We start from the raw sequence: 21,332 nt of genomic DNA, 5'->3' as shown, positions 1-21,332 counted from the left end.
GTCCACCGGATGAACGCGGGCGGTACCGTCGATCCGTGACGATCGAACTGCGCCGGGTGACCGCGGAGGACTGGACCGTCTGGCGGCCGGTCCGCCTCGCCGCCCTCGCGGACGCACCACAGGCGTTCGGCTCCCGCCTCGAGGACTGGCAGGACGCCCCGGAGCACCGCTGGCGCACTCGCCTGTCGCTGCCGGGAGCGGTCGACATGCTCGCGGTCGAGGACGACGTCCCCGTCGGGATGGCGAGCGGGGTCCCGGACCCGGACGACTCCGCGCTCGCCGAGCTCATCTCGATGTGGGTCGCCCCGGACGCCCGCGGCCGGGGGCTCGTCGCGCTGCTCGTCGACGAGATCGCCCGGTCGCTCGCCGCGCAGGGCATCGAGCACCTCGAGCTCTCCGTGATGCCCGACAACGACCGCGCCCGCCGGGCGTACGAGCGCATCGGCTTCACCGCGACGGACACCCCCGGCGACCGGCTGCCGGACGGTCGGCACGAGACGGTCATGCGCCGCGACCTCACCGCCGAGCGGACGCTCCTCGCGTACGAGCGCGGTGCCGACCGCTACACGGAACGGACCGACGACCACCGCGCCGGACTCGTCGACGACCTGCTCGCCCTCGTGCCCGCCCACGCCCACGTCCTGGAGCTCGGCTCCGGCCCCGGGCGGGACGCCGACGCCCTCGAGGCTGCGGGGCTCCGGGTCGACCGCACCGACGGCACCACGGCGTTCGTCGACCGCCTCCGTGCCGCCGGACACGGGGCCCGGGTGCTCGACGTGCGCCGCGACGGCTGGGGCGGGCCGTACGACGCCGTCTTCGCGAACGCCGTGCTGCTGCACGTCCCACGGTCGGACACCGGCGCGGTGCTCGAGCGTGCCCGACGTGCGGTCCTCCCCGGCGGGGTCCTCGCGGCGACGGTGAAGCGGGGCGACGGCGACGGCCAGGGCGACGGCTGGAGCGACCGGAAGCTCGACGACCCCCGCTGGTTCACCTACTGGGACGAGGACGCCCTCGCCGAGGCCGTCACGGGCGCCGGCTGGGTGGCCGTCGACGTGCGGGAGACCACCCGCCCCGGCGCCGAGGAGCGCTGGTTGACCGTCACGGCCCGTCGGCCGGACGAGGACCGACGCGACGAGGAGGACCGATCGTGAACCGTGCACTCCGCTGGACCGCCTGGGTCGTCACCGTCGTGGTACTGCTCGCGGTGGTCTTCCTCGTGTACGCGCACATCGTCATGCAGGGCACCCGGAGCGCTGCACTGCAGGTCTGGCGCGACGACCGCGTGGCCGTGCGTGACGTCGGCGACAGCATCGTGATGACCCCGACGAACGGTGACGACGGCACGGGGATCGTGTTCATACCGGGCGCGAAGGTCGACCCGTACGCCTACATGGCCACGTTCCGGCAGGTCGTCGCCTCGGGCACCACGGTCGTCATCACGAAGCCGACGCTCAACCTGGCGTTCTTCGACACCCGGCCGCTCTCGACCTTCGAGGCGCACGCTCCCGGTGTCCGCACATGGGCGGTCGGTGGGCACTCGCTCGGCGGGGTCCGTGCGTGCCAGCTCGCGCAGGACGCCGACGGGCTGCTCCTGCTCGGCAGCTACTGCGCGAACGACATCGCCGGGTCGTCCGTCCAGGTCCTCAGCGTCTCCGGCTCACGCGACGGGCTCTCCACACCGGAGAAGGTCGCCGCCGCCCGGCACCTCCTGCCGACCACGGCGACCTCGGTCGAGATCGAGGGGGCGAACCACGCCGACTTCGGCGCCTACGGCGACCAGCCGGGTGACCGCACCGCGACGATCCCGCGCGCGGACGCACGGGCGCAGATCAGCGCGGCGATCGAGGACTGGGTGCGCACCCTCGGCTGACCCGGGTGGACGACGGACGGGAGGCGCGACACCCGCTGGTGTCGCGCCTCCCGTCCGTCTCGTGGTCCGTGCCCGTCAGTGGATGCGGCCCGCCTCGTGGTCGCGACCGTTGCGGCGGCCCGTCGCGCGGGCGACGAAGTACAGCACCACACCGACGGCGAGCAGCAGTGCGGCGTAGAGCCAGACCTGCCCGCTCTGCTGCGTGAGCAGCAGGACGCAGGACGCCACCCCGAGCACGGGCACCCACGTCCACACGCGGAAGTGGTCGTGCTCGACCCGGTCCTTCCGCAGCACCAGGACCGCGACGTTCGTGCTGATGAACACGAAGAGCAGCAGGAGCACGACGGTCTCGGCGAGCGTGCCGACGTCGCCCACCAGGGTGAGGGCCATCGCGACGACCGTCGTGGCGACGATGGCGACCCACGGGGTCCTCCGGTTCGGCAGGACCTTCGCGAGCAGGGCGGGCAGGAGCCGCTGCTCCGCCATGCCGTACGTGACGCGGCTCGCCATGATCATGGTGAGGAGCGCGCCGTTCGCCACCGCGACCAGGGCGATGGTGCTGAACACCCAGTCGGGGATCGGCACGCCGGTGGCCGACACGACGGCCAGCAGTGGACCGCTCGAGTCGGAGAGCTCGGACGCGGGCAGGGCGATCGAGCTCGCGAGGGCGACGAGCACGTAGACGACGCCGGCGGTGGCCAGGGCTCCGAAGAGGGCGCGGGGGTAGACGCGGCGGGGCTCGCGGACCTCCTCCGCGACGTTCGCCGAGGTCTCGAAGCCGACGAACGAGTAGTAGGCGACGATCGCGGCGCTCAGGGTCGCGAGCGCGGGATTCGCCTCCGCGGGGAAGGCACCGACGCGCGAGACGTCCCCGCCTCCGCCGCCGAGCATGACCGCGACCACGACGATGACGATGACCAGGCCGGAGACCTCGATGATCGTCATGACGACGTTGCTCTTCAGCGAGTCCGAGATGCCCCGGGCGTTCAGGCAGGCGATGAGCGCGAGGAACACGATGGCAGTCGGCACCGGCGGCAGGTCGACGAAGGTGCCGAGGTAGTCACCCGCGAACGCCAGGGACAGGCCGGCGGCGCTCGTGACGCCGGCGGCGAGCATGCTGAAGCCGACGAGGAACGACACGACCGGCGTCCCGTACGCCCGCTCCGCGAACACCGCGGCGCCGCCGGCCTTCGGGTACTTGGTCACGAGCTCGGCGTACGAGCCCGCGGTCAGCAGGGCCAGCAGCAGCGCGAGGACCAGCGGTGCCCAGAGCGCCCCGCCGACGTCCTTCGACAGGGTGCACATCAGGGCGTAGATGCCGGCGCCGAGCACGTCGCCGAGGATGAAGAGGAACAGGAGCGGGCCGGTGATCGCCTGCTCGAGCTTCGAGCCCGAGCCGTGCTGCGGGGGAGCGCTGGTGTCGCTGGTCGCGCTGTTCTTCGTCATGTGGCGCCTTCCGTCGCGCCCAACCTCGACGGGGGACGGTCCGAGCGCTCCCGGAAGGTCCGCACGGCGCGGTCCACGCCCGGGTGAACGGTTCTCCACAGGTTCCCCGCGAGCCTGAACGCCCGGGCTGGAGCGGTCCTAGACTCGATCGGAGCCGAACCGCCCGCCGAGACCCTCGGCCGCCAGGCGGACCGCCAGCGAGACCAGAGGAACCCCGATGACGATGCCGGACCGGCGCACGCCCGCACGACTCGCCGACACGCGGGCACTCCTGTTCGACCTCGACGGCGTGCTGACGCCCACGGCCGACGTGCACATGCGTGCCTGGAGCCGCCTGTTCACGCCGTTCCTGGCGGACCGCGGCGTCGCGCCCTACAGCGAGCAGGACTACTTCGACCACATCGACGGCAAGCCCCGCTACGACGGCGTGCGGTCGCTGCTCGCGTCGCGGGGCATCGACCTCCCGCAGGGGTCGCCGGACGACGCCCCGGGCAGCGACACCGTGTGCGCGCTCGGCAACCGGAAGAACGCCGAGTTCACGGCCGAGCTCTCCGAGCACGGCGTGGAGCCCTACCCGGGGTCGCTCCGCTTCCTCGTCGCCGCGATCGCCGCCGGCATGCAGGTCGCCGTCGTGTCGAGCTCGGCGAACGCGACGCAGGTCCTGCGCACGGCGGGCATCCTCGACCACTTCCGAGTGGTCGTCGACGGGCTCGTCGCGCGCCAGGACGGCCTGGCCGGCAAGCCCGCTCCGGACACCTACCTCGACGCCGCCGGGCGCTTCGGGCTGGCACCGGCCCAGTGCGTCGTCGTCGAGGACGCCACGAGCGGCGTCGAGGCCGGCCGGAACGGCGCCTTCGGGCTCGTCGTCGGCGTCGACCGCGGTGCCGGCGCCGACGCGCTGCGCGAGCACGGCGCCGACGTCGTCGTCCAGGACCTCGCCGAACTGGTCGACCAGCTCCCGGCGCCGCGCACCGACTAGCGTCCCGTCCCACCCGGAACGGCCCCGACGGCGTGGCCCGACCGTCCCGACCACCTCACGACTCCTCCCTCCCACGGAGCACACGCCATGAACCCCATCACCTCCGACCCCCTCGACCGCGTCCGCTACCCGGTCGACGAGTGGGCGCTCGTCGAGACCGAGTACGCGCCGGACGAGCAGGGCGTCGCCGAGACCAACTTCGCCGTCGGCAACGGCTACCTCGGTCTGCGCGGCAACCTCGACGAGGGCCGCGGTGGCGTGCAGTACGGCACGTACGTCAACGGCTTCCACGAGACCTGGCCGATCCGGCACGCCGAGGACGCCTTCGGCTTCGCGAAGACCGGGCAGACGATCATCAACGCGCCCGACGCCAAGGTCATCCGGCTCTACGTCGACGACGAGCCGCTCGTGCTTGCCGAGGCCGACATCCTGCGGCACACCCGGCGGCTCGAGTTCCGCGGTGGGTACCTGTACCGCGAGACCGAGTGGTCGACGCCGTCCGGCAAGCGCGTGCTCATCCGCGCCCGGCGCCTGGTGTCGTTCACCGACCGGCACCTCGCCGTGATCGACTACGAGGTCACCGTGCTCGACGGCGACGCGTCGATCCTGCTCTCGAGCCAGGTCCTCAACCGGCAGGACGTGCAGGACGAGTACCACGCGGGCATGCGCGCCGCGGCGAACGCCTTCGACCCCCGCAAGGCCGAGGCGTTCACGGAGCGCGTGCTCGAGCCCGTGATCAAGCGCAGCACGGGCGGGCGGTCGCTGCTCGGGTACCAGGCGGCGAGCTCGGGCATGACGATCTGCGTCGGTGTCGAGCACCACCTGGAGACCGAGAACCCCTGGGACGAGGCCTCGTCGATCGAGGACGACCTCGCCAAGCACGTGTACCGCGTGCAGGCCCGTGCCGGGGTGCCGATCCGCCTCGTGAAGCACATGGTCTACCACACGTCCCGCGGGGTGCCGGCGCGTGAGCTCGCCGACCGGTGCGACCGCACGCTCGACCGCGCGCGCGCCGAGACGGTCGAGCAGACCTTCGCGAAGCAGCGCGCGTGGATGGACGACTACTGGACCCGCAGCGACGTCGAGATCCCCGGGCAGCCGGCGATCCAGCAGGCCGTCCGGTGGAACCTGTTCATGCTCGCCCAGGCCACCGCCCGCACCGACGGGCACGGCATCGCGGCGAAGGGCGTCACGGGCTCCGGGTACGGCGGTCACTACTTCTGGGACATGGAGATCTACGTCCTGCCGTTCCTGTCGTACACGGCGCCGATCGTCGCGCGGAACGCCCTCCGCTTCCGGTACAACATGCTCGACGCCGCCCGGTCGCGGGCACGTGAGCTGAACCAGCGCGGGGCGCTCTTCCCGTGGCGGACGATCAACGGCGAGGAGTCGTCGGCGTACTACGCGGCCGGCACCGCGCAGTACCACATCGACGCGGACATCGCGCATGCGCTCATGCAGTACGTCCGGGCCTCCGGCGACACGGACTTCCTGAAGCGCGGCGCGATCGACATCCTGGTCGAGACCGCCCGGCTGTGGTCCGATCTCGGGTTCTGGCGGTCGAACGGCGACAAGAAGTTCCACATCGACGGCGTCACCGGGCCCGACGAGTACACGACGGTCGTCGACGACAACCTCTACACGAACGTCATGGCGCGGGCGAACCTCTGGTTCGCGGTCAACGCCTGCCGGCAGCTCGCGACCGACGACCCCGAGGAGTACGGCCGCATGGTCCGGCGCACCGGGCTGGTCGACGACGAGGTCACCGCGTGGGAGCACGCCGCCGAGTCGATGGAGATCCCGTTCGACCCGCACCGCGGCATCCACCCGCAGGACGCCCAGTTCCTCGACAAGGAACTCTGGGACCTCGAGAACACCCCCGAGTCGAAGCGGCCGCTGCTGCTGCACTACCACCCGCTGGTGATCTACCGGTTCCAGGTGCTCAAGCAGGCCGACGTCGTGCTCGCGCTGTTCCTGCAGGGCCACGAGTTCACGGCGGCCGAGAAGCGCCGTGACTTCGACTACTACGACGCCCTGACGACCGGTGACTCGACGCTGTCCGCCGTGGTGCAGTCGATCATGGCGGCCGAGGTCGGCTACCACGACCTGGCCGCGCAGTACTTCCTCACCGCGCTCTACGTCGACCTCGCCGACCTGCACGGCAACACCTCCGACGGCGTGCACATCGCGTCGACCGGCGGCATCTGGGGTGCGCTCGTGAACGGCTTCGGCGGCATGCGCGACCACGGCGGCCGGATGACCTTCAACCCGCGGCTGCCGAAGGACTGGGACCGCCTGACCTACCGCATCCAGGTGCACGGGTCGCGGGTCCGGGTCGACCTGGAGGAGGACGCGATGACCTTCACGGTGGAGACCGGCGAGGGCTTCACCGCGTGGGTGCACAACCAGCAGTGGGACGTCACCGCCGGTGCGCCGACGGTCGTGCCGCTGGCCCACCACGGGCCGCGGATGACCGGGCACGCGCCGACCACGAGCGACATCCAGGGCACCCTGCGGGCGGACGGTTCCGTCATCACCGCGTCGATCCCGATGATCTCGCTCGACCGCGACCTGGACGTCGACGAGACCACCGCCTGACGGTCCGGCCAGGAGGCGCGGTGCGGGTCCGTCCCGCGCCGCGCCTCCTGCTCGCTCCTGCCTGCTGCCTGCTGCCTGTTGCCGCCTCCGCGCCGCCGGTGCCGACCCGCGCACCGCCTGCGCGTCCGCCTGCACGTGCGTCCAGCCGGGAACGGGCAGCGTGGTCGTCCGTGCCCCCGGGCCGACGGCGTCTCCTGCGGCACGAGCAGTGCATCGAGAGGAGACACACATGGACAAGCGGTTCGAGGGCAAGGTCGCGATCGTCACGGGGGCCGGGTCCGGCATCGGCGAGGCCACCGCGCGGGCGTTCGTCGACGAGGGCGCGGACGTGCTGCTCGTCGACAGCGTCGAGGAGAAGGTCCGTGCCGTCGCCGACAGCCTGCCGACCGGTCGTGCGGTCGCGCTGCAGGCCGACGTGGCCGACCCGGCAGCGTGGGAGACGATCGTGTCGGACGCGGTGGACCGGTGGGACCGCATCGACGTGCTCGTGAACAACGCCGGCACCTTCACCTCCGGTGACATCACCGACATCGAGCCCGACGAGTGGCACCGGGTCATCGAGACCGACCTGTCGAGCGTGTTCTACGGCACGCGGGCCGCGCTGCCGTTCCTCCGGGAGTCCAAGGGGTCGGTCGTGAACACGTCGTCGGTGTCGGGCATGGACGCCGACTGGCGGATGAGCCCGTACAACGCCGCGAAGGGCGGGGTCTCGAACTTCACGAAGGCGGCCGCGCTCGACAACGGGCAGTTCGGGGTGCGGGTGAACGCCGTCGCGCCGGGACTGATCTGGACGGACATGACCGAGCAGCAGGCCGAGGACGAGGAACTCCAGCACAAGTTCGCCGAGCGGGTCTCGCTCGGTCGTGGTGGGCGCTCGGAGGAGGTCGCTGCGGCGGTGCTGTTCCTGGCGAGCGACGCAGCGTCGTACATCACGGGCGCGGTGCTGCCGGTCGACGGCGGCACCACAGCGAGCAACGGGCAGCCCGCACAGTCCTGAGGGCCCGTCGCGCGGCTCAGAGCAGCTTGCGCAGAGTGTTCACGTTGCGGGTCGTCGTCGTGCGCTTGAAGCGTGCGGCGGCGGCCCGCTTCGCGAACACCGTGTCCGTGCTCGAGCCCTTCGGGCAGGACCAGTAGACGACACCGTCGCCGCGGTCCACCCGCTCCACGGTGTCGTCCGTGTCAATGTCGGCGACCAGCTCGTCGAGCGCGGCGTCGTCGGACCCGAACACGACGTAGTCGTGCCGGTCGGACGCGGACTCGAACGGGAAGCCGTCGACGACCGCGGCCAGTCGATCGTGCGGGACGAGGACGATCCAGGCGTCGTACCCGAACCGGTCCCGCAGACCCTGCTCCACGGCAGCCTGCACCGCCGACGCACCGCCGGGTGCGGTGAAGTCGACGTTGCCCGAGGCCAGGACCGTCCGCACGTCCGCGTACCCGAGCTCCCGGAACAGCGCCGCGAGGTCGGCGTTCCGGATCGTGATGCCGTTCACGTTCACCCCGCGCAGCAGCGCGACCCACCTGGCCATGCCGGGACCGTAGCGCGCACGGCGGAGGTCGGGCCAGCCCCCCCCCCGACCTGTCCACAAGAACAATTGCGCAAGAACTGTTGCACAACGGCTCTTGTGGACATATCGTCGAACCATGGACGTGCAGCGACTCGACGATGCAGCGCAGATGCGCGCGCTCTCCCACCCCACCCGGCTGCGGATCGTGGGGCTGCTGCGGACCGGCGGTCCGCAGACCGCCGCGATGCTCGGCGACCAGGTGGACGAGGCGCCCGGGACGATCAGCTACCACTGCAAGCGTCTCGCCGACGCCGGCTTCATCGAGCCCGCTCCCGAGCTCGGGACCGACCGGCGCGAGCGCTGGTGGCGGGCGGTGGCGCAGCACACGTCGTGGAACCTCGCGGACGGGTTCGACGACCCGGAGCGGATGGTCGCCGGCGTCGCGCTCGACCACGCCGTCGCACAGGCGTACGCCGACGAGTACCGCGCGTTCATCGATCACGTGCCGGCGCTCGGACGCGAGTGGGTCGCGGCCTCGCACAGCAGCGACCGGTCCCTCCGGCTGACGGTCGACGAGCTGCAGGCCCTCGGCAGCGAGCTGCAGGGTGTGCTCGACCGGTGGGAGGCACGGAGCGCCGAGCACGAGCCGGGCGACGGGTCCGAGCGCGTGACCGCGGTCGTCCAGAGCTACCGGTCGGCCCGACCGTGAACGCGCACCGGCGGTTGCGATCGCTGCTCGCGGTGCAGGTCGTGTCGCGGACGGGCAACGTCGCGACGACCATCGCGGTGCCGTTCGTCGTGCTGTCCCGCGGCGGGTCGGCGACGGACGTCGGCATCGCGGCCTTCGCCGCGACGGTCCCGATCGTCCTCGGCGGGGCGTTCGGCGGTGTGCTCGTCGAGCGCTTCGGGTTCGTCCGGTCGAGCGTGGCGTCCGACCTGGTCAGCGCTGCGACGCTCGCCGCGATCCCGCTCCTGGCGTGGACCGTCGGGCTGCCGGCGTGGGCGCTGCTCGCGCTCGTGTTCCTCGGTGGCCTGTTCGACACCCCGGGGGAGTCCGGCCGGCGGGTGCTCCTGCCCGGGCTCGCGACCGCTGCGGGCATCCCGCTCGAACGCGCCGTCGGGCACTTCGAGGCGTCGGTCCGGTTCTCGGTGCTGCTCGGGGCACCCGCGGCGGGGCTGCTCATCGGTGCCGTCGGCCCGCTGCCCGCACTGGCCGTGACCGCCGCGGTCTTCGCAGCCGCGGCGCTGCTCGCTGCCGTCACGCTGCGGGGAGCGACGGTGCACCCGGAACCGGGCGCAGGATCCGCCGAACCCTCTTCCGGGTACTGGCGAGACCTGGCCTCGGGTCTCCGCTTCTGTGCCCGGGACCCGCTCTTCCGGCTCGTGATCGCGCTCGTGCTGGTGACGAACCTGCTCGACGCGGCCCGCTCCACCGCGCTGCTCCCGCTGTACGCGGACCGACTGCTGGACGGCGCGCAGTCGCTCGGGTTGATCAGCGGGACGTACGGGGGTGCGGCCTTCCTCGGGTCGCTCCTGTTCGGGTACGTCGCGCACCGGGTGCCGCGTCGGATCACCTTCGTGGTGTGCTTCGTCCTGGCCGGCGGGCCGTCGCTCGTGGTTCCGGCACTCGGGCTCGGGCTGCCGTGGGTGCTGGGCGCCTGCGTCGTGTCGGGGCTCGCGGCCGGTGCGCTCAACCCGATCCTCGGGGCCGTGGAGCTCGAGCGCATCCCGTCGCACATGCGGGCCCGCGTGTTCGGACTCCTGTCGGCGGGATCGTGGGCTGGGATCCCGCTCGGTGGGCTGTTCGGCGGCATCGCTGCGGACGGCATCGGGGTGACGACGACGTTCGGTGTCGTGGCGGTGGTCTACACGGTCGTGACGCTCTCGCCGCTGCTCGGCGGGTCCTGGCGGCTCATGGAGCGCCGTCCGGTCGTCACGGACGCACCGGCAGTGGGCTCCGCAGTGCCCACGACGGCGCGTTGAGGCCTTGTGTTCAGAACGCGTTCTGAATAGTCTCGGTCCATGACCCTCGTTGCTCCCCCTCGTCGCCGGCGCTCAGTCCAGTCGTCCGACCTGTCCCGCCACGCGAAGGACGTGTTCGCAGCGGCCGAGGTCGAGCCGCTCGAGGTGACTCGTCGTGACGGTAAGCCGCTCGTCCTCACGACCAAGGAGCGCTCCGACGACGACGATGCGGTGCTGGACATCGCTGCGCAGCTGATCGCCGCGATGACCGTCAACGTCGAGCTCCCGCTGCAGGACCGGCTCGCGATCCCCTACCCGTGGCTGAAGCTCCTCAGCGCCGGCGACCAGGTCCGCTTCGCGAAGGAGATCACCGAGATCGCTCGCGGATCCTTCTCGTTACGTCAACCGCGCACGCTCCTGCTGGAGATGCAGGCGTGGCGGAACTCCGCCGAGGCGATCGCCGCCGGCTGGGATCGTCCGGAACCGCAACTCCTCGACGAGCCGATCGCCGCCGAGCGCCCCTGACCGCCCCGTGGCACGTCGGACCACGGTGCCGCGACCGGTCCGCACCACCGAGTACTCGCTCGTGTTCCTGACCCGGGCGGCAGGATCGGGGTGGCGTGACCTCGTGGCGACCTAGCGCAACGCCGTGGCGGATGCCTGGGACCGTCTGACGAGCGACCCCCCCACCGAGGACCTGGCGTGCCACGCGCTCCGCGGTGAACTAGGGACGGTCGTGCACTCCGGGCGCGCATGGACTCGGCGACAGATCGAGCTCAAGCGTGGCGCCCGGATCTGGTTCACCGTGGACGAGGCGGAGCGGGTGGTCGGTGTGATCGCCGTGCACACCCATCACCCGAACGCCACGAAGTGACGCACCCACGTCGGTCCCGCACTTGCTCGGAGCGACCCGAGCGACGCTCCGGTAGACGAGGAGCATGACGGACGAGCGCGACGACGACCAGGCAACCGACGGACAGGGACCGGACGACGCACACGTGGTGCCCGAGGGGGTGTCCGAGGCCACGGTCGAGGCCCTCGGCACGCTGTCGGCTGCGCTCGAGGTGCTCGAGCACGCACGGGGCCTGCTCTACGGGTTCCACAGGCTGACCGGGACCGCGGACCTCAACCTCGGCGAGGCCGTCGAGCAGCTCCGGAAGGCGGGGCACACCGAACTGGCCGAGCGAATCGACACCGAGCTCGTCGGCCGCAACGTCATCGACGGACGCTGGACGTTCCAGATCGTCGAGGACTACGACGACAACTACTACGCCCTCGCCAAGGAGCTCGAGCAGACCGCCCGCGACCAGCTCGTCGGCGGCAAGCGCCACCTGTACGAGGCGAGCATGAAGGAGGACCGGCGCACCGCGGGCCGACGTCGCCACGAGGCCAAGCCGGCCGACCTGCGGGACTGAGCCCGGGCCTCCCGTCCGGACGGACCCGGGCCGTGTGATGCACGAAAGCGACAGTCCTCGACGAACGGTTGGTCGAGGACTGTCGCTTTCGCGGAACGGAACGGAACGGGCCGGACGGAACGGGACGGGACGGGACGGAGCGGGCCGGACCGACCCCAGCGCTACCCGACGCCGAGCAGCGCCTCGAGCGGCCCGCGCGCGAAGTACAGCAGGAAGCCCGCGGCGACGACGTAGAGGAGCCACGAGACCTCACGGCCGCGGCCGGACAGCAGCTTGATGAGCACCCAGCTGATGAAGCCCGCGCCGATGCCGTTCGCGATCGAGTAGGTCAGCGGCATCACGACGATCGTCAGGAACGCCGGCAGCGCCGCCCCGAAGTCGGTCCACTCGATGTCCTTCACCTGCGCCACCATGAGCGCACCGACGACGACGAGCCCGGCTGCGGCGACCTCGAGCGGGACGACCTGGGTCAGCGGCGTGAGGAACATCGACGCCAGGAACAGCAGACCCGTCACGACCGACGCCATGCCGGTGCGGGCGCCCTCGCCGATGCCCGACGCCGAGTCGATGAACACCGTGTTCGACGACACCGAGGCGCCACCACCGGCGATGGCACCGGCACCCTCGACGACGAGCGCCGACTTCAGGCGGGGGAAGGTGCCGTCGGGCTTCGCGACGCCGGCGGCCTTGGCGAGACCGGTCATCGTGCCCATGGCGTCGAAGAAGTTCGTGAAGACGAGCGTGAAGACGAGCATCGACGCGGCGACCGGGCCGATGCGGGTGAAGGCACCGAAGACGTCCGCGTGCCCGACGAGCGACAGGTCCGGCAGGGCGAACAGGGCGTTCGGCAGGCCGGGCGCGTTGAGGTTCCACCCGGTGGGGGAGTCGACCGAGGTGGGGACCTTGAAGATCGCCTGCAGGATGATCGCGACGATCGTCGTGCCGACGATGCCGATGAGCAGCGCGCCCTTGACCCGGCGGGCCATCAGCGTGCCGATGACGACGAGGCCGATCAGGAACACGATCGTGGGCAGGGCCCCGACGGAGCCGTCCTCACCGAGCTGCAGCGGCGGCGAGGCGTTCTTCGTGGTGCGGACGAACCCCGAGTCGACCAGACCGATGAACGCGATGAACAGGCCGATACCGACGGTGATCGCGGCCTTGAGCTGCGCGGGCACCGCCGTGAAGATCATCGTCCGGATGCCGGTCAGCGCCAGGATGACGATGACCACGCCGTTGATGACGACGAGGCCCATCGCCTCGGCCCAGGTGACCTGGTGCACGACGCTCACGGCGAGGAACGAGTTGATGCCGAGACCCGCTGCGATGCCGAACGGCAGGTTCGCGACGAGGCCCATCGCGATCGTCATCACACCGGCGACGAGGCCGGTCGCGGCGGCGACCTGGGCGTTCTGCAACCAGCCGCCGAGGACGTCCTGCGGGGCCTGGTCCTGGCTGAACCCACCGAGGATCAGCGGGTTGAGGATGACGATGTAGGCCATCGTCACGAAGGAGACGAGACCACCACGGATCTCACGGGGGATGCTCGACCCGCGTTGCGTGATCGAGAAGAAGCGGTCGAGGCCGGATGCGAAGCGGTTCCGGGGCGGGGTGTCGGTCTGCTGGGCGCTCACCGAACGAGTTTACAGAAGGCTGGGAGTCCGAGCGGCTCGCGTGTCGCTGCGCGGGCACCGGCCTGGAGGCGCGGATCACCGCGCCGGGGGACGGTGCGGCCGACAGGGGGCCGCGTTCTCCGGCCAGTCCACGGTGTTGGATGAGTGCGTGAACGAACGTCTGGACCGCGCGCGGGTCGAAGCCGCCGTGCGTGAGCTCCTCCTCGCCGTCGGCGACGACCCCGACCGCCCCGAGCTCGAACGGACCCCGGCTCGTGTCGCGGACTCGTACGCCGAGTTCTTCGCCGGCATGGGGGTCGACGCCACTGCGATCGCCCGCTCCGGCGCCGTGCCCTCCGAGGACGGCGAGCGCGGGCAGCTCGTGGTGGTCCGGGACGTGCGCTTCCGCTCGATGTGCGAGCACCACCTGCTGCCGTTCATCGGGGTCGCGCACCTCGCCTACGCTCCGGGGGAGCAGCTCATCGGCCTCGGGACCCTGTCCCGCGTGCTCGACGCCGTGGCCTCGCGCCCGCAGCTGCAGGAGCGGCTCGGCGAGCAGGTCGCCGCAGCCGTCGCCGAGGGACTCGACGCGGACGGCGTGCTCGTCGTGCTCGACGCCACGCACCAGTGCGTCACCGCGCGGGGCGAGCGGCAGTCGGGGTCGTCGACGGTGACCGTCGCGGCGACGGGCAGCCTGGCCGACGCGGCCGGACGGGCCGAGGCGATCGCCCTGATCGGTGCCGGTGCCGGCGCCGGCGCCGCCACGGGTGTCGGGACCGACCACGGGGCGGACGCATGACGACCGAGCAGCCGACCACGAGCCTCCGTGCCGCGTCCTCCGCACCGGGTTGGGTGGTGCCCGACCTGCGCGACCCGGTCCGCACCATCGGGCGCCGTACCTTCGACTTCGACCACCGCGTCGCGGTGATGGCGATCGTGAACCGCACCCCGGACTCGTTCCACGACAAGGGTGCGACCTTCGCCCTCGACCGTGCCGTCGAGGCGGCCGTCCGTGCCGCCGACCAGGGTGCCGACTGGGTCGACATCGGCGGGGTGAAGTTCGCCCCGGGGCCGGAGCTGTCCGCGGACGACGAGATCGACCGGGTGCTGCCCGTCGTGTCCCAGCTCGCCGAGCAGTCCGACGTGGTGATCTCGGTCGACACCTTCCGGCCCGAGGTCGCGGCGGCGACGATCGCCGTCGGCGCCAGCGTCGTCAACGACACCACCGGCCTGTCGGACCCGCGGATGGCGTCCGTCGTCGCCGACTCCGACGCGACCATCGTCATCACGCACTCCACTGCACCGCCGCGGCAGCAGCTGCCCGAACCGCCCCGGTACGCGGACATCGGCCGCGAGGTCGTCGACTTCCTGCGCGAGCGGGTCGACCGGGCGCTCGCCGCAGGCATCCCCGAGTCGCGGATCATCGTCGACCCCGGGCACGACCTCAACAAGAACACCGTGCACACGCTCGAGCTGACCCGGCGGCTGCCCGAGGTCGTCGCGCTCGGGTACCCGGTGCTCGCGGCGGTGTCGAACAAGGACTTCGTGGGGGAGTCGCTCGGACGCCCCCGTGGCGAACGGCTGCCGGGGTCGCTCGCTGCGGCCACGGTCAGCGCGATGCTCGGTGCCCGGATCGTCCGGATGCACGACGTCGTCGAGAGCGTCGACGCCATGCGCATGGTCGAGGCGGTCCTCGGCTGGCGCGAACCCGTGGAAGCGAGGCACAACACGTGACCGTCCTGCCCCCGTCCGTCGCGGACCTGTCCGACGACGACCTGCTCGACCTGTACACCGCAGACGTGCCCGAAGGCCCCTGGCTGCGCGTCAACTTCGTCACGACGCTCGACGGCTCGGCGTCCGCGTCGGGTCGCACGGCCTCGCTCGGCGGGGACGACGACCTGCGGATCTTCGACCTGCTCCGCCGGGTCGCCGACGTGGTGCTCGTCGCTGCCGGCACGGTGCGCGACGAGGAGTACGGGCCGATGGTGCTGCACGACGAGGACGTGGCGTGGCGTCGGGCGCACGGGATGTCCGACCACCCGGTGTTCGCGATCGTCACGAACTCGGGGTCGATGGACGCGGGTTCGCGGGTGTTCACCGAGGCACCGGTGCGGCCGATCGTGCTGACGTCGGGGTCCGGTGCCTCGTCCTCGTCGGGGCGGGCGCTCGCGGACGTCGCGGACGTGGTGGAGTGCGGAGACGAGTCCGTCGACGTGGACGCGCTGCGGGCCGCCCTGGCCGACCGGGGGCTCGACCGGATCCACTGCGAGGGCGGGCCGTCGTTCCTCGGAGCGCTGGTCGCCGGCGATGCGGTCGACGAGCTGACGCTGACGGTCGACCCGACGCTCGAGGGCGGGGAGGGACCGCGGATCGCGACCGGGTCCTCGCCGGAGCTGCGGCGGATGCGGCCTGCGCACGTGCTGCTCGGCGACGGAGGCGTGCTGCTGACGAGGTGGGTGCGCGACCGTGACGAACGGTGACGAACACCCGTACTGAAACGTCACATTCCAGTAGGCTCGTGGCATGGTTGCGATCTCCTTCTCCCCGCCCCTGACCGCCCGGCCACTCGTCGCAACGGGAGCCGTCCTCGTCGCCCTCGTCAGCGGCCTCGTGACTGCGCCCGACCCAGCGGCCGCTGCCCCGGGGTCCTCGACGACCTCGACCGAGCGGGGCATCCGGGACCTCGTCGAGCAGGCGCAGTCCTGGGATGCGCTCTCCGACAGCGAGACCACGGCGGCGGTGGCGGTCTGGTCCGGTTCGGGACGGACGTCCTCGAGCGGACTCCCCCTCGACCTCGCACGAGCGCAGGCCTTCGTGACGGTCGACGGGACGGTCCTCCGGCTGCCCTTCGCCGAGGGTGCGGACGTGTTGCCCGAGTCCAGCGTCACGGCCGTCCTCGACGGCGGGCGCGTCAGGACCTGGAGCGAGCTGGTCCTGACGCCGACGACGGCCGACTCGGGTCGCCTGCAGACCTGGATCAACGGGATCGCCGGTCTCGATCGTGACGTCACAGCCCAACCGGCGGCGCGCTCGACCTGGTGGAGCCGGTTCTCGTCGTGCCTGAACAGCGCCGGGGTCGCAGCATGGGCCATCACGGCCCTCACCATCGCGTGTTCTGCAGCGTGCCTGGTCACGGCGGGTGTCGGCTGCATCGCCTGCATCACTGCTGCCGGCGCGGCGACCAGCGGGACGATCTCCTTCTGCGCCGGGAAGGCGAGCCGAGGGTGAATCGCCGATCGACCCGGCGCGGCTCCATCGCCGCTGCCGTGCTCTGTGGTTGCGCTGCGGTCGTCATGGTGAGCGGCCGCATGGTCCCCGCGCTCCGAGAGGTCCCAGCGGTGGTGTGGATCACGACCCTGGCGCTGATCGTCGCTGCGGGTGCGGTGATCATCCGGAACCGGCGATCGGGTGACCGGTAGCGGCTAGGGTCGGACGCGTGATCGACGTCGTGGTGTCCGGGGTGCTGTTCGACATGGACGGGACGCTCGTCGACTCGACCGCCGTGGTCGAGGACGCCTGGAGCCGCTTCGGGTCAGAGCACGGCATCGATCCCGCCGAGATCCTCGGCTTCTCGCACGGCCGCCAGACGATCGACACCGTGCAGCGCTTCCTGCCGCACCTGTCCCCGGACGAGCAGCGGGCCATCGTCGAGACGATGATCGCCGCCGAGATCGGGTACACCGAGGGCATCGTCGAGGTGCCGGGAGCGGCGGCGTTCGTGCGCCGCCTGCTCGACAGTGACGTGCCCGTCGCCCTCGTCACGAGTGCTCCGCGGGCGCTCGCGGTGGAGCGGATGACCGCCGCGGGGGTCCCCGTGCCCGAGGCGCTCGTGCCGTCCGAGGATGCCGAGCGGAGCAAGCCGCACCCCGAGGGCTACCTGCGCGGCGCCGCCCTGCTGGGGGTGCCCGCCGAGCGCTGCCTGGCGTTCGAGGACGCTCCCGCGGGTGTCGAGGCGGCCGTCGCCTCCGGGGCGACGACCGTCGTCGTCGGGGCGCTCGAGGGACCGGTCACCGAGGGCCTGCCGCGCATCGCGGGGTACGACGGCATCGAGGTCGTCCGCGAAGGGTCCGCTTTCCGCATCCGGGGCTGAACGTCGGCTCCGGACTGCGAACGTCCCCAGGGCGAGCGGACGACCGTGGTCGTCGCGCCGGGAGACCCCCGGCAGCGGAAGGAGCGACCATGGCAGCCCTCGACGGTAAGAAGATCCTCGTCATCGCGACGAACTACGGCGTGGAGCAGGACGAGATCGTCGTCCCCACCGACCAGCTCCGCGAGCGCGGTGCCGACGTCACGGTGGCGGCGCAGGAGTCGGGCTCGATCGAGACCCTCGTCGGCGACAAGGACCCGGGCAAGTCGGTGTCCGTCGACACCACCATCGGCAGTGTCAGCGGTGCGGGCGACTACGACGCGCTCGTCGTCCCCGGTGGCACCATCAACGCGGACACCATCCGCCAGGACTCGGACGCGGTCGCGCTCGTGAAGGCGTTCGCCGAGGCGGGCAAGCCGGTCGCTGCGATCTGCCACGGCCCGTGGACGCTCATCGAGGCCGGTGTCCTGCAGGGCAGGACCATCACCTCGTTCCCCTCGCTGCAGACCGACGTGCGCAACGCCGGCGCCGAGTGGGTCGACCAGGAGGTCCAGGTCGACGGTGGTCTGATCACGTCGCGCAACCCGGACGACCTGCCGGCGTTCGTCGACGCGATCGAGCAGGCGCTCACCGCCTGACCCGCTCGCACCACGCAACCTGGGCGGTACGTCGCAGCGCTCCATCGCTGCGAGGTGCCGCCCACGTTGCGTTTCGCGGAACGGGCGGGACGGGCGGAACGGCGTAGACGCCGGGTCCGGTCAGAGCGCGACCGGGCGTGCCGTGCGGAGCACCGCGGGCCCGAGGGCGAGCACGCCGTCGGACTCCGGGTCGCAGCGCACCCCGCCGCGTCCCCGCATCGCCCGGAAGGCACCCGGTACCACCTCGTGGTCCATCCACGCGCACGGGTTCGCCGGCCGGTACCCCCGGAAGCGCACCGGGCCGCCGGACCCCGGGCTCTCGAGCGAGAACGGCTCGCCCCGGAGCGCCTCGACGTCGGCGCCGCGCAGGTACACGTTCCGCCGGGTCGCCGCGGGGTCGATCGCAGCGCCCACCGCTTCGCCCACGGCGTCGAGCCCCTCGAGCCCGATCACGGTCACGGTGGCGTGGACGTGCGCCCGCGCGGCGAAGTAGCGGTCCCCCACGATGCCGAGCCCCGCCCGGAGGTCGATCCGGTCGCGCAGCTCCGGACCCTCGGCGGGCAGCGCACCGTCCGCCGGGCGCCCCTCGTACCGGTGGCGCGGGGAGACGAGCAGCAGCGCGACCTCGACGTCCGTGCGGAAGGGCAGGTCGCCGGGGCCGGCCACGTCGTCGACGGAGGTCACGGGGCCCACGGTAGTCGTGCCTCCCGGCCGGTACCGTGGGATCGGGGCGGGCGCGAGACGCCGACGTGTGTGGGACGCCGGCGTGTGTGCGAGACGCCGGGGTGTGCTCGGGACGCCGCGCGGGCCACGAGACGCCGCCGGATCTCGCGGCGTCTCGATGCGGTCGGCGCGTCTCGATGTGACGCCGTCGCCTCGACGCCCTCGCCAGCCGACGGCCGCCTGCACCGCCCCACTGCCGTGTCCGATTCCCGCCAGCGGCTGTCGGTGGCCCGTGCCAGGCTGACGACGTGACGATCCCACTACCACGCACCGAGCCGCGGCCCGACGGGCCCGACGCGCTGCACGCCGAGCGTCACCGGGCGGTCGCCTCCCGCGACGCCCGGTTCGACGGCCAGTTCGTCACGGCCGTGCACTCCACCGGCATCTACTGCCGTCCGAGCTGCCCCGCCCGGACCCCGCGCGCCGAGGGTGTCACCTTCTACCGCACCAGCGCCGCGGCGCACCTCGCCGGCTTCCGCGCCTGCAAGCGCTGCCTCCCCGAGGCGACGCCGGGCAGCCCGGAGTGGGACCTCCGCGAGGACGTCGCCGGCCGCGCCGTCCGACTCGTCCTCGACGGTGTCGTCGAACGCGAGGGCGTGCCCGGTCTGGCGGCCCGCGTCGGCTACTCGGAGCGGCAGCTCAACCGGATCCTGACCGAGGAGCTCGGGGCCGGGCCGAAGGCCCTCAGCCGGGCGCACCGCGCCCAGACCGCCCGGACGCTGCTGACGTCGTCGGACCTGCCGGTGGCCGACGTGGCCTTCGCATCCGGCTTCACGAGCGTGCGGCAGTTCAACGACACCGTCCGTGAGGTCTTCGCCCTCACCCCCTCCGAGCTCCGAGCGCGCCGGACCGACGGCCCGGCGTCGGCCGACGACGGCTGGCTGCACGTGCACCTCCCAGCCCGCCCGCCGTTCGACCTGCAGGGACTGCTCGACTGGCACGCGCTCCACGCCCTGCCGGGGCTCGAGCACGTCGAGCGGGACGCCTCCGGTCGCGTGACCGCCTACGGCCGCCTCGTCACCCTGCCGGGAGGCCCGGCCCGCTTCACCGCCTCGGCCCCCGCCGTCGACGGGGCCGGCCGGGGCGCGAGGCGCACCGGGGTCGCCCTGCGCGTCCGGCTCACCACGCTCTCCGACCTGCCGACCCTCGTGGCGCGGGTGCGGGCACTGTTCGACCTCGACGCCGACCCCGAGGCGGTCGACGCGGTCCTCGCGGCGGACCCCGTGCTCGCCCCCGCTGTGGAACGGGTCCCGGGCATCCGCCTGCCCGGCGCCGTGGACGCGCACGAGGTCGTCGTCCGGACCCTGATCGGGCAGCAGGTCTCGGTGGTCGCCGCCCGCACCGCGCAGACCCGGCTCGTGGCCGCCCTGGGGGAGCCGGTCGAGCCCGGCCTGGCCGAGGACGGTCTGCTGTTCCCGACCGCGGCGACGATCGCGTCCCGCGGGCACGAGGTCCTCCGGGGCCCAGCGGCGCGCGTGGACACGATCCTGCGCGTCGCAGCGGCGCTCGTCGACGGGTCGCTCGTCGTCGACGCGGGACAGTCCCTCGCGGAGCTGCGCACCGGACTCCTGGCGGTCAAGGGCATCGGGCCGTGGACGGCGGACTACGTCGCCCTCCGGGTCCGACACCATCCGGACGTGTTCCTGCACAGTGACCTCGCGGTGCGGAACGGTGCACAGGAACTCGGTCTGCCCGGTGACGCCCGCGAGCTCTCCCTACGGTCGGAGCGGGTGGCGCCGTGGCGGAGCTACCTGACGATGCACTGCTGGCGTCCGATCGTCGACCGCGCGAGTGCGGCGGCGGAGACGGCAGCGGCGACCCACCAGCAGCAGGAGGAGAGACGATGACCGACCCCACGACGACCGACCCCACGACGACCGGACCAGCGGCGACGTTGCAGACGCTCGACACCCCCGACGGCCCCTTCACGGTGCTCGAGGACGCGGACGGGCACGTGCTCGCATCGGGATGGACCGACGACTCCGCACGGCTGCTCGCACGGCTGGCTGAACGGCACCGCCCCGGTCGACTGACCGACGGTCGGGTGCGGTCGGCCGACGCGGTCGAGGCGTTCTACGCGGGCGAGGTCGAGGCGGCGATGCGGGTGCCGGTCCGTCAGCACGGTACGGAACTCTTCGCCGAGGGGTGGCGCCAGCTCCGCGCGATCCCGGCCGGCACGGTCCTGACGTACACCGAACTCGCGGCGGCGATGGGCCGACCCGAGGCCGTCCGCGCGGCGGCGAGCGTCTGCGCCCGGAACGCCCCGGCGCTGTTCGTGCCCTGTCACCGCGTGCTCCGCTCCGACGGGACGCTCGGCGGCTTCGCGTGGGGGCTCGACGTGAAGCGGTCCCTGCTCGAGCGCGAGTCGGTCGGCGTGACCGCACTCGTCTGATCCGGCGGGCCGCGCTCGCGGGGCGACCAGCAGCGCTCGCTGAGGGAGCCGTCCGAGCAGAGTGCACAGGGAACGTGGAGCGCTCCCCCTGGTTGCGGGTG

Annotated in this window: 22 protein-coding genes; 18 read left to right on the top strand and 4 right to left on the bottom strand. The window is 72.4% G+C overall.

The window, feature by feature from the left end:
• Positions 1–35: 35 nt before the first annotated feature.
• Positions 36–1,151, top strand: a complete 1,116-nt coding sequence (locus QUG98_RS12880) for a bifunctional GNAT family N-acetyltransferase/class I SAM-dependent methyltransferase (RefSeq protein ID WP_289470922.1) — start codon at positions 36–38, stop codon at positions 1,149–1,151.
• The gene (locus tag QUG98_RS12875) at positions 1,148–1,870 is read left to right on the top strand and encodes an alpha/beta hydrolase (protein ID WP_289470921.1); all 723 of its coding nucleotides are present in this window, start codon (positions 1,148–1,150) and stop codon (positions 1,868–1,870) included. Before QUG98_RS12880 ends, QUG98_RS12875 begins: the two co-directional genes overlap by 4 nt.
• A 75-nt stretch (positions 1,871–1,945) precedes the next feature.
• Here the strand turns inward: QUG98_RS12875 and QUG98_RS12870 are convergent, their stop codons facing one another.
• Positions 1,946–3,316, bottom strand: coding sequence for an APC family permease (locus QUG98_RS12870; protein WP_289470920.1), 1,371 nt, complete (start codon positions 3,314–3,316; stop codon positions 1,946–1,948).
• A gap of 217 nt (positions 3,317–3,533) precedes the next feature.
• On the opposite strand from QUG98_RS12870, the gene QUG98_RS12865 reads away from it, so the two are divergent.
• The 3 genes from QUG98_RS12865 (at position 3,534) to budC (ending at position 7,890) form a co-directional block, all read left to right on the top strand.
• Complete coding sequence (locus QUG98_RS12865; RefSeq protein WP_289470919.1) at positions 3,534–4,295, top strand: HAD family hydrolase; 762 nt, start codon at positions 3,534–3,536, stop codon at positions 4,293–4,295.
• Positions 4,296–4,382: 87 nt separating this feature from the next.
• Positions 4,383–6,893: a glycoside hydrolase family 65 protein gene (locus QUG98_RS12860; protein ID WP_289470918.1), complete on the top strand. Its 2,511-nt coding sequence runs from the start codon at positions 4,383–4,385 to the stop codon at positions 6,891–6,893.
• Positions 6,894–7,122: 229 nt separating this feature from the next.
• The gene (budC, locus tag QUG98_RS12855; RefSeq protein ID WP_289470917.1) at positions 7,123–7,890 is read left to right on the top strand and encodes a meso-2,3-butanediol dehydrogenase; all 768 of its coding nucleotides are present in this window, start codon (positions 7,123–7,125) and stop codon (positions 7,888–7,890) included.
• A gap of 16 nt (positions 7,891–7,906) precedes the next feature.
• Here budC and QUG98_RS12850 read toward each other — a convergent pair whose 3' ends face one another.
• Positions 7,907–8,422: a DUF1697 domain-containing protein gene (locus QUG98_RS12850; RefSeq protein ID WP_289470916.1), complete on the bottom strand. Its 516-nt coding sequence runs from the start codon at positions 8,420–8,422 to the stop codon at positions 7,907–7,909.
• A gap of 115 nt (positions 8,423–8,537) precedes the next feature.
• Here QUG98_RS12850 and QUG98_RS12845 point away from each other — a divergent pair, with 115 nt between their 5' ends.
• From QUG98_RS12845 to QUG98_RS12825, 5 genes are all read left to right on the top strand, one after another.
• Complete coding sequence (locus QUG98_RS12845) at positions 8,538–9,110, top strand: ArsR/SmtB family transcription factor (protein ID WP_289470915.1); 573 nt, start codon at positions 8,538–8,540, stop codon at positions 9,108–9,110.
• A complete protein-coding gene (locus QUG98_RS12840; RefSeq protein ID WP_289470913.1) occupies positions 9,107–10,384 on the top strand; it encodes an MFS transporter in 1,278 nt (425 codons plus the stop codon). Before QUG98_RS12845 ends, QUG98_RS12840 begins: the two co-directional genes overlap by 4 nt.
• Before the next feature lie 39 nt (positions 10,385–10,423).
• Complete coding sequence (locus QUG98_RS12835) at positions 10,424–10,888, top strand: prevent-host-death protein (RefSeq protein WP_289470912.1); 465 nt, start codon at positions 10,424–10,426, stop codon at positions 10,886–10,888.
• 124 nt (positions 10,889–11,012) lie between these two features.
• Positions 11,013–11,237 (top strand): hypothetical protein, encoded by a 225-nt coding sequence (locus tag QUG98_RS12830; RefSeq protein ID WP_289470911.1) that lies wholly within the window; start codon positions 11,013–11,015, stop codon positions 11,235–11,237.
• Between the two features lie 64 nt (positions 11,238–11,301).
• Positions 11,302–11,778 (top strand): hypothetical protein, encoded by a 477-nt coding sequence (locus QUG98_RS12825; protein WP_289470910.1) that lies wholly within the window; start codon positions 11,302–11,304, stop codon positions 11,776–11,778.
• A 161-nt stretch (positions 11,779–11,939) separates the two neighbouring features.
• On the opposite strand, the gene QUG98_RS12820 is transcribed toward QUG98_RS12825, so the two are convergent.
• Complete coding sequence (locus QUG98_RS12820; RefSeq protein WP_289470908.1) at positions 11,940–13,412, bottom strand: NCS2 family permease; 1,473 nt, start codon at positions 13,410–13,412, stop codon at positions 11,940–11,942.
• 148 nt (positions 13,413–13,560) lie between these two features.
• Here QUG98_RS12820 and folE point away from each other — a divergent pair, with 148 nt between their 5' ends.
• From folE to QUG98_RS12790, 6 genes are all read left to right on the top strand, one after another.
• On the top strand, positions 13,561–14,190 hold the full coding sequence (folE, locus tag QUG98_RS12815) for a GTP cyclohydrolase I (protein WP_289470907.1): 630 nt from the start codon (positions 13,561–13,563) through the stop codon (positions 14,188–14,190).
• On the top strand, positions 14,187–15,125 hold the full coding sequence (gene folP / locus QUG98_RS12810) for a dihydropteroate synthase (protein WP_289470906.1): 939 nt from the start codon (positions 14,187–14,189) through the stop codon (positions 15,123–15,125). Before folE ends, folP begins: the two co-directional genes overlap by 4 nt.
• Positions 15,122–15,871 carry a pyrimidine reductase family protein gene (locus tag QUG98_RS12805; RefSeq protein WP_289470905.1) on the top strand — a complete coding sequence of 250 codons (750 nt, stop codon included), beginning with the start codon at positions 15,122–15,124 and terminating at the stop codon, positions 15,869–15,871. Before folP ends, QUG98_RS12805 begins: the two co-directional genes overlap by 4 nt.
• A 43-nt stretch (positions 15,872–15,914) precedes the next feature.
• Complete coding sequence (locus QUG98_RS12800) at positions 15,915–16,619, top strand: hypothetical protein (protein ID WP_289470904.1); 705 nt, start codon at positions 15,915–15,917, stop codon at positions 16,617–16,619.
• Positions 16,620–16,827: 208 nt separating this feature from the next.
• A complete protein-coding gene (locus tag QUG98_RS12795; protein WP_289470902.1) occupies positions 16,828–17,481 on the top strand; it encodes an HAD-IA family hydrolase in 654 nt (217 codons plus the stop codon).
• Between the two features lie 89 nt (positions 17,482–17,570).
• On the top strand, positions 17,571–18,116 hold the full coding sequence (locus QUG98_RS12790) for a type 1 glutamine amidotransferase domain-containing protein (protein ID WP_066657169.1): 546 nt from the start codon (positions 17,571–17,573) through the stop codon (positions 18,114–18,116).
• A gap of 120 nt (positions 18,117–18,236) precedes the next feature.
• On the opposite strand, the gene QUG98_RS12785 is transcribed toward QUG98_RS12790, so the two are convergent.
• A complete protein-coding gene (locus tag QUG98_RS12785) occupies positions 18,237–18,800 on the bottom strand; it encodes a molybdenum cofactor biosysynthesis protein (RefSeq protein WP_289470901.1) in 564 nt (187 codons plus the stop codon).
• 287 nt (positions 18,801–19,087) lie between these two features.
• Between QUG98_RS12785 and QUG98_RS12780 the strand changes: the two genes are divergently transcribed.
• Together QUG98_RS12780 and QUG98_RS12775 are read left to right on the top strand one after the other, a co-directional pair.
• Complete coding sequence (locus QUG98_RS12780) at positions 19,088–20,686, top strand: DNA-3-methyladenine glycosylase 2 family protein (RefSeq protein WP_289470900.1); 1,599 nt, start codon at positions 19,088–19,090, stop codon at positions 20,684–20,686.
• Positions 20,683–21,231: a methylated-DNA--[protein]-cysteine S-methyltransferase gene (locus QUG98_RS12775; RefSeq protein WP_289470899.1), complete on the top strand. Its 549-nt coding sequence runs from the start codon at positions 20,683–20,685 to the stop codon at positions 21,229–21,231. Before QUG98_RS12780 ends, QUG98_RS12775 begins: the two co-directional genes overlap by 4 nt.
• Positions 21,232–21,332 lie beyond the last annotated feature (101 nt).

This window comes from Curtobacterium subtropicum (genome assembly GCF_030362975.1).
Taxonomy (GTDB): Bacteria; Actinomycetota; Actinomycetes; order Actinomycetales; family Microbacteriaceae; genus Curtobacterium; species Curtobacterium subtropicum.
The sequence above is the reverse complement of the archived record's forward strand: the minus strand, read 5'-3'. Positions and strand labels throughout refer to the sequence as shown.

Bases quoted from the DNA above. Each gene is read 5' to 3' on its own strand.
- QUG98_RS12860 (WP_289470918.1), top strand. From the start codon at position 4,383: ATGAACCCCATCACCTCCGACCCCCTCGACCGCGTCCGCTACCCGGTC.
- QUG98_RS12790 (WP_066657169.1), top strand. From the start codon at position 17,571: ATGGCAGCCCTCGACGGTAAGAAGATCCTCGTCATCGCGACGAACTAC.
- QUG98_RS12850 (WP_289470916.1), bottom strand. From the start codon at position 8,422: ATGGCCAGGTGGGTCGCGCTGCTGCGCGGGGTGAACGTGAACGGCATC.
- QUG98_RS12825 (WP_289470910.1), top strand. From the start codon at position 11,302: ATGACGGACGAGCGCGACGACGACCAGGCAACCGACGGACAGGGACCG.
- QUG98_RS12835 (WP_289470912.1), top strand. From the start codon at position 10,424: ATGACCCTCGTTGCTCCCCCTCGTCGCCGGCGCTCAGTCCAGTCGTCC.
- budC (WP_289470917.1), top strand. From the start codon at position 7,123: ATGGACAAGCGGTTCGAGGGCAAGGTCGCGATCGTCACGGGGGCCGGG.
- QUG98_RS12775 (WP_289470899.1), top strand. From the start codon at position 20,683: ATGACCGACCCCACGACGACCGACCCCACGACGACCGGACCAGCGGCG.
- QUG98_RS12800 (WP_289470904.1), top strand. From the start codon at position 15,915: ATGGTTGCGATCTCCTTCTCCCCGCCCCTGACCGCCCGGCCACTCGTC.
- QUG98_RS12865 (WP_289470919.1), top strand. From the start codon at position 3,534: ATGACGATGCCGGACCGGCGCACGCCCGCACGACTCGCCGACACGCGG.
- QUG98_RS12870 (WP_289470920.1), bottom strand. From the start codon at position 3,316: ATGACGAAGAACAGCGCGACCAGCGACACCAGCGCTCCCCCGCAGCAC.
- folP (WP_289470906.1), top strand. From the start codon at position 14,187: ATGACGACCGAGCAGCCGACCACGAGCCTCCGTGCCGCGTCCTCCGCA.
- QUG98_RS12845 (WP_289470915.1), top strand. From the start codon at position 8,538: ATGGACGTGCAGCGACTCGACGATGCAGCGCAGATGCGCGCGCTCTCC.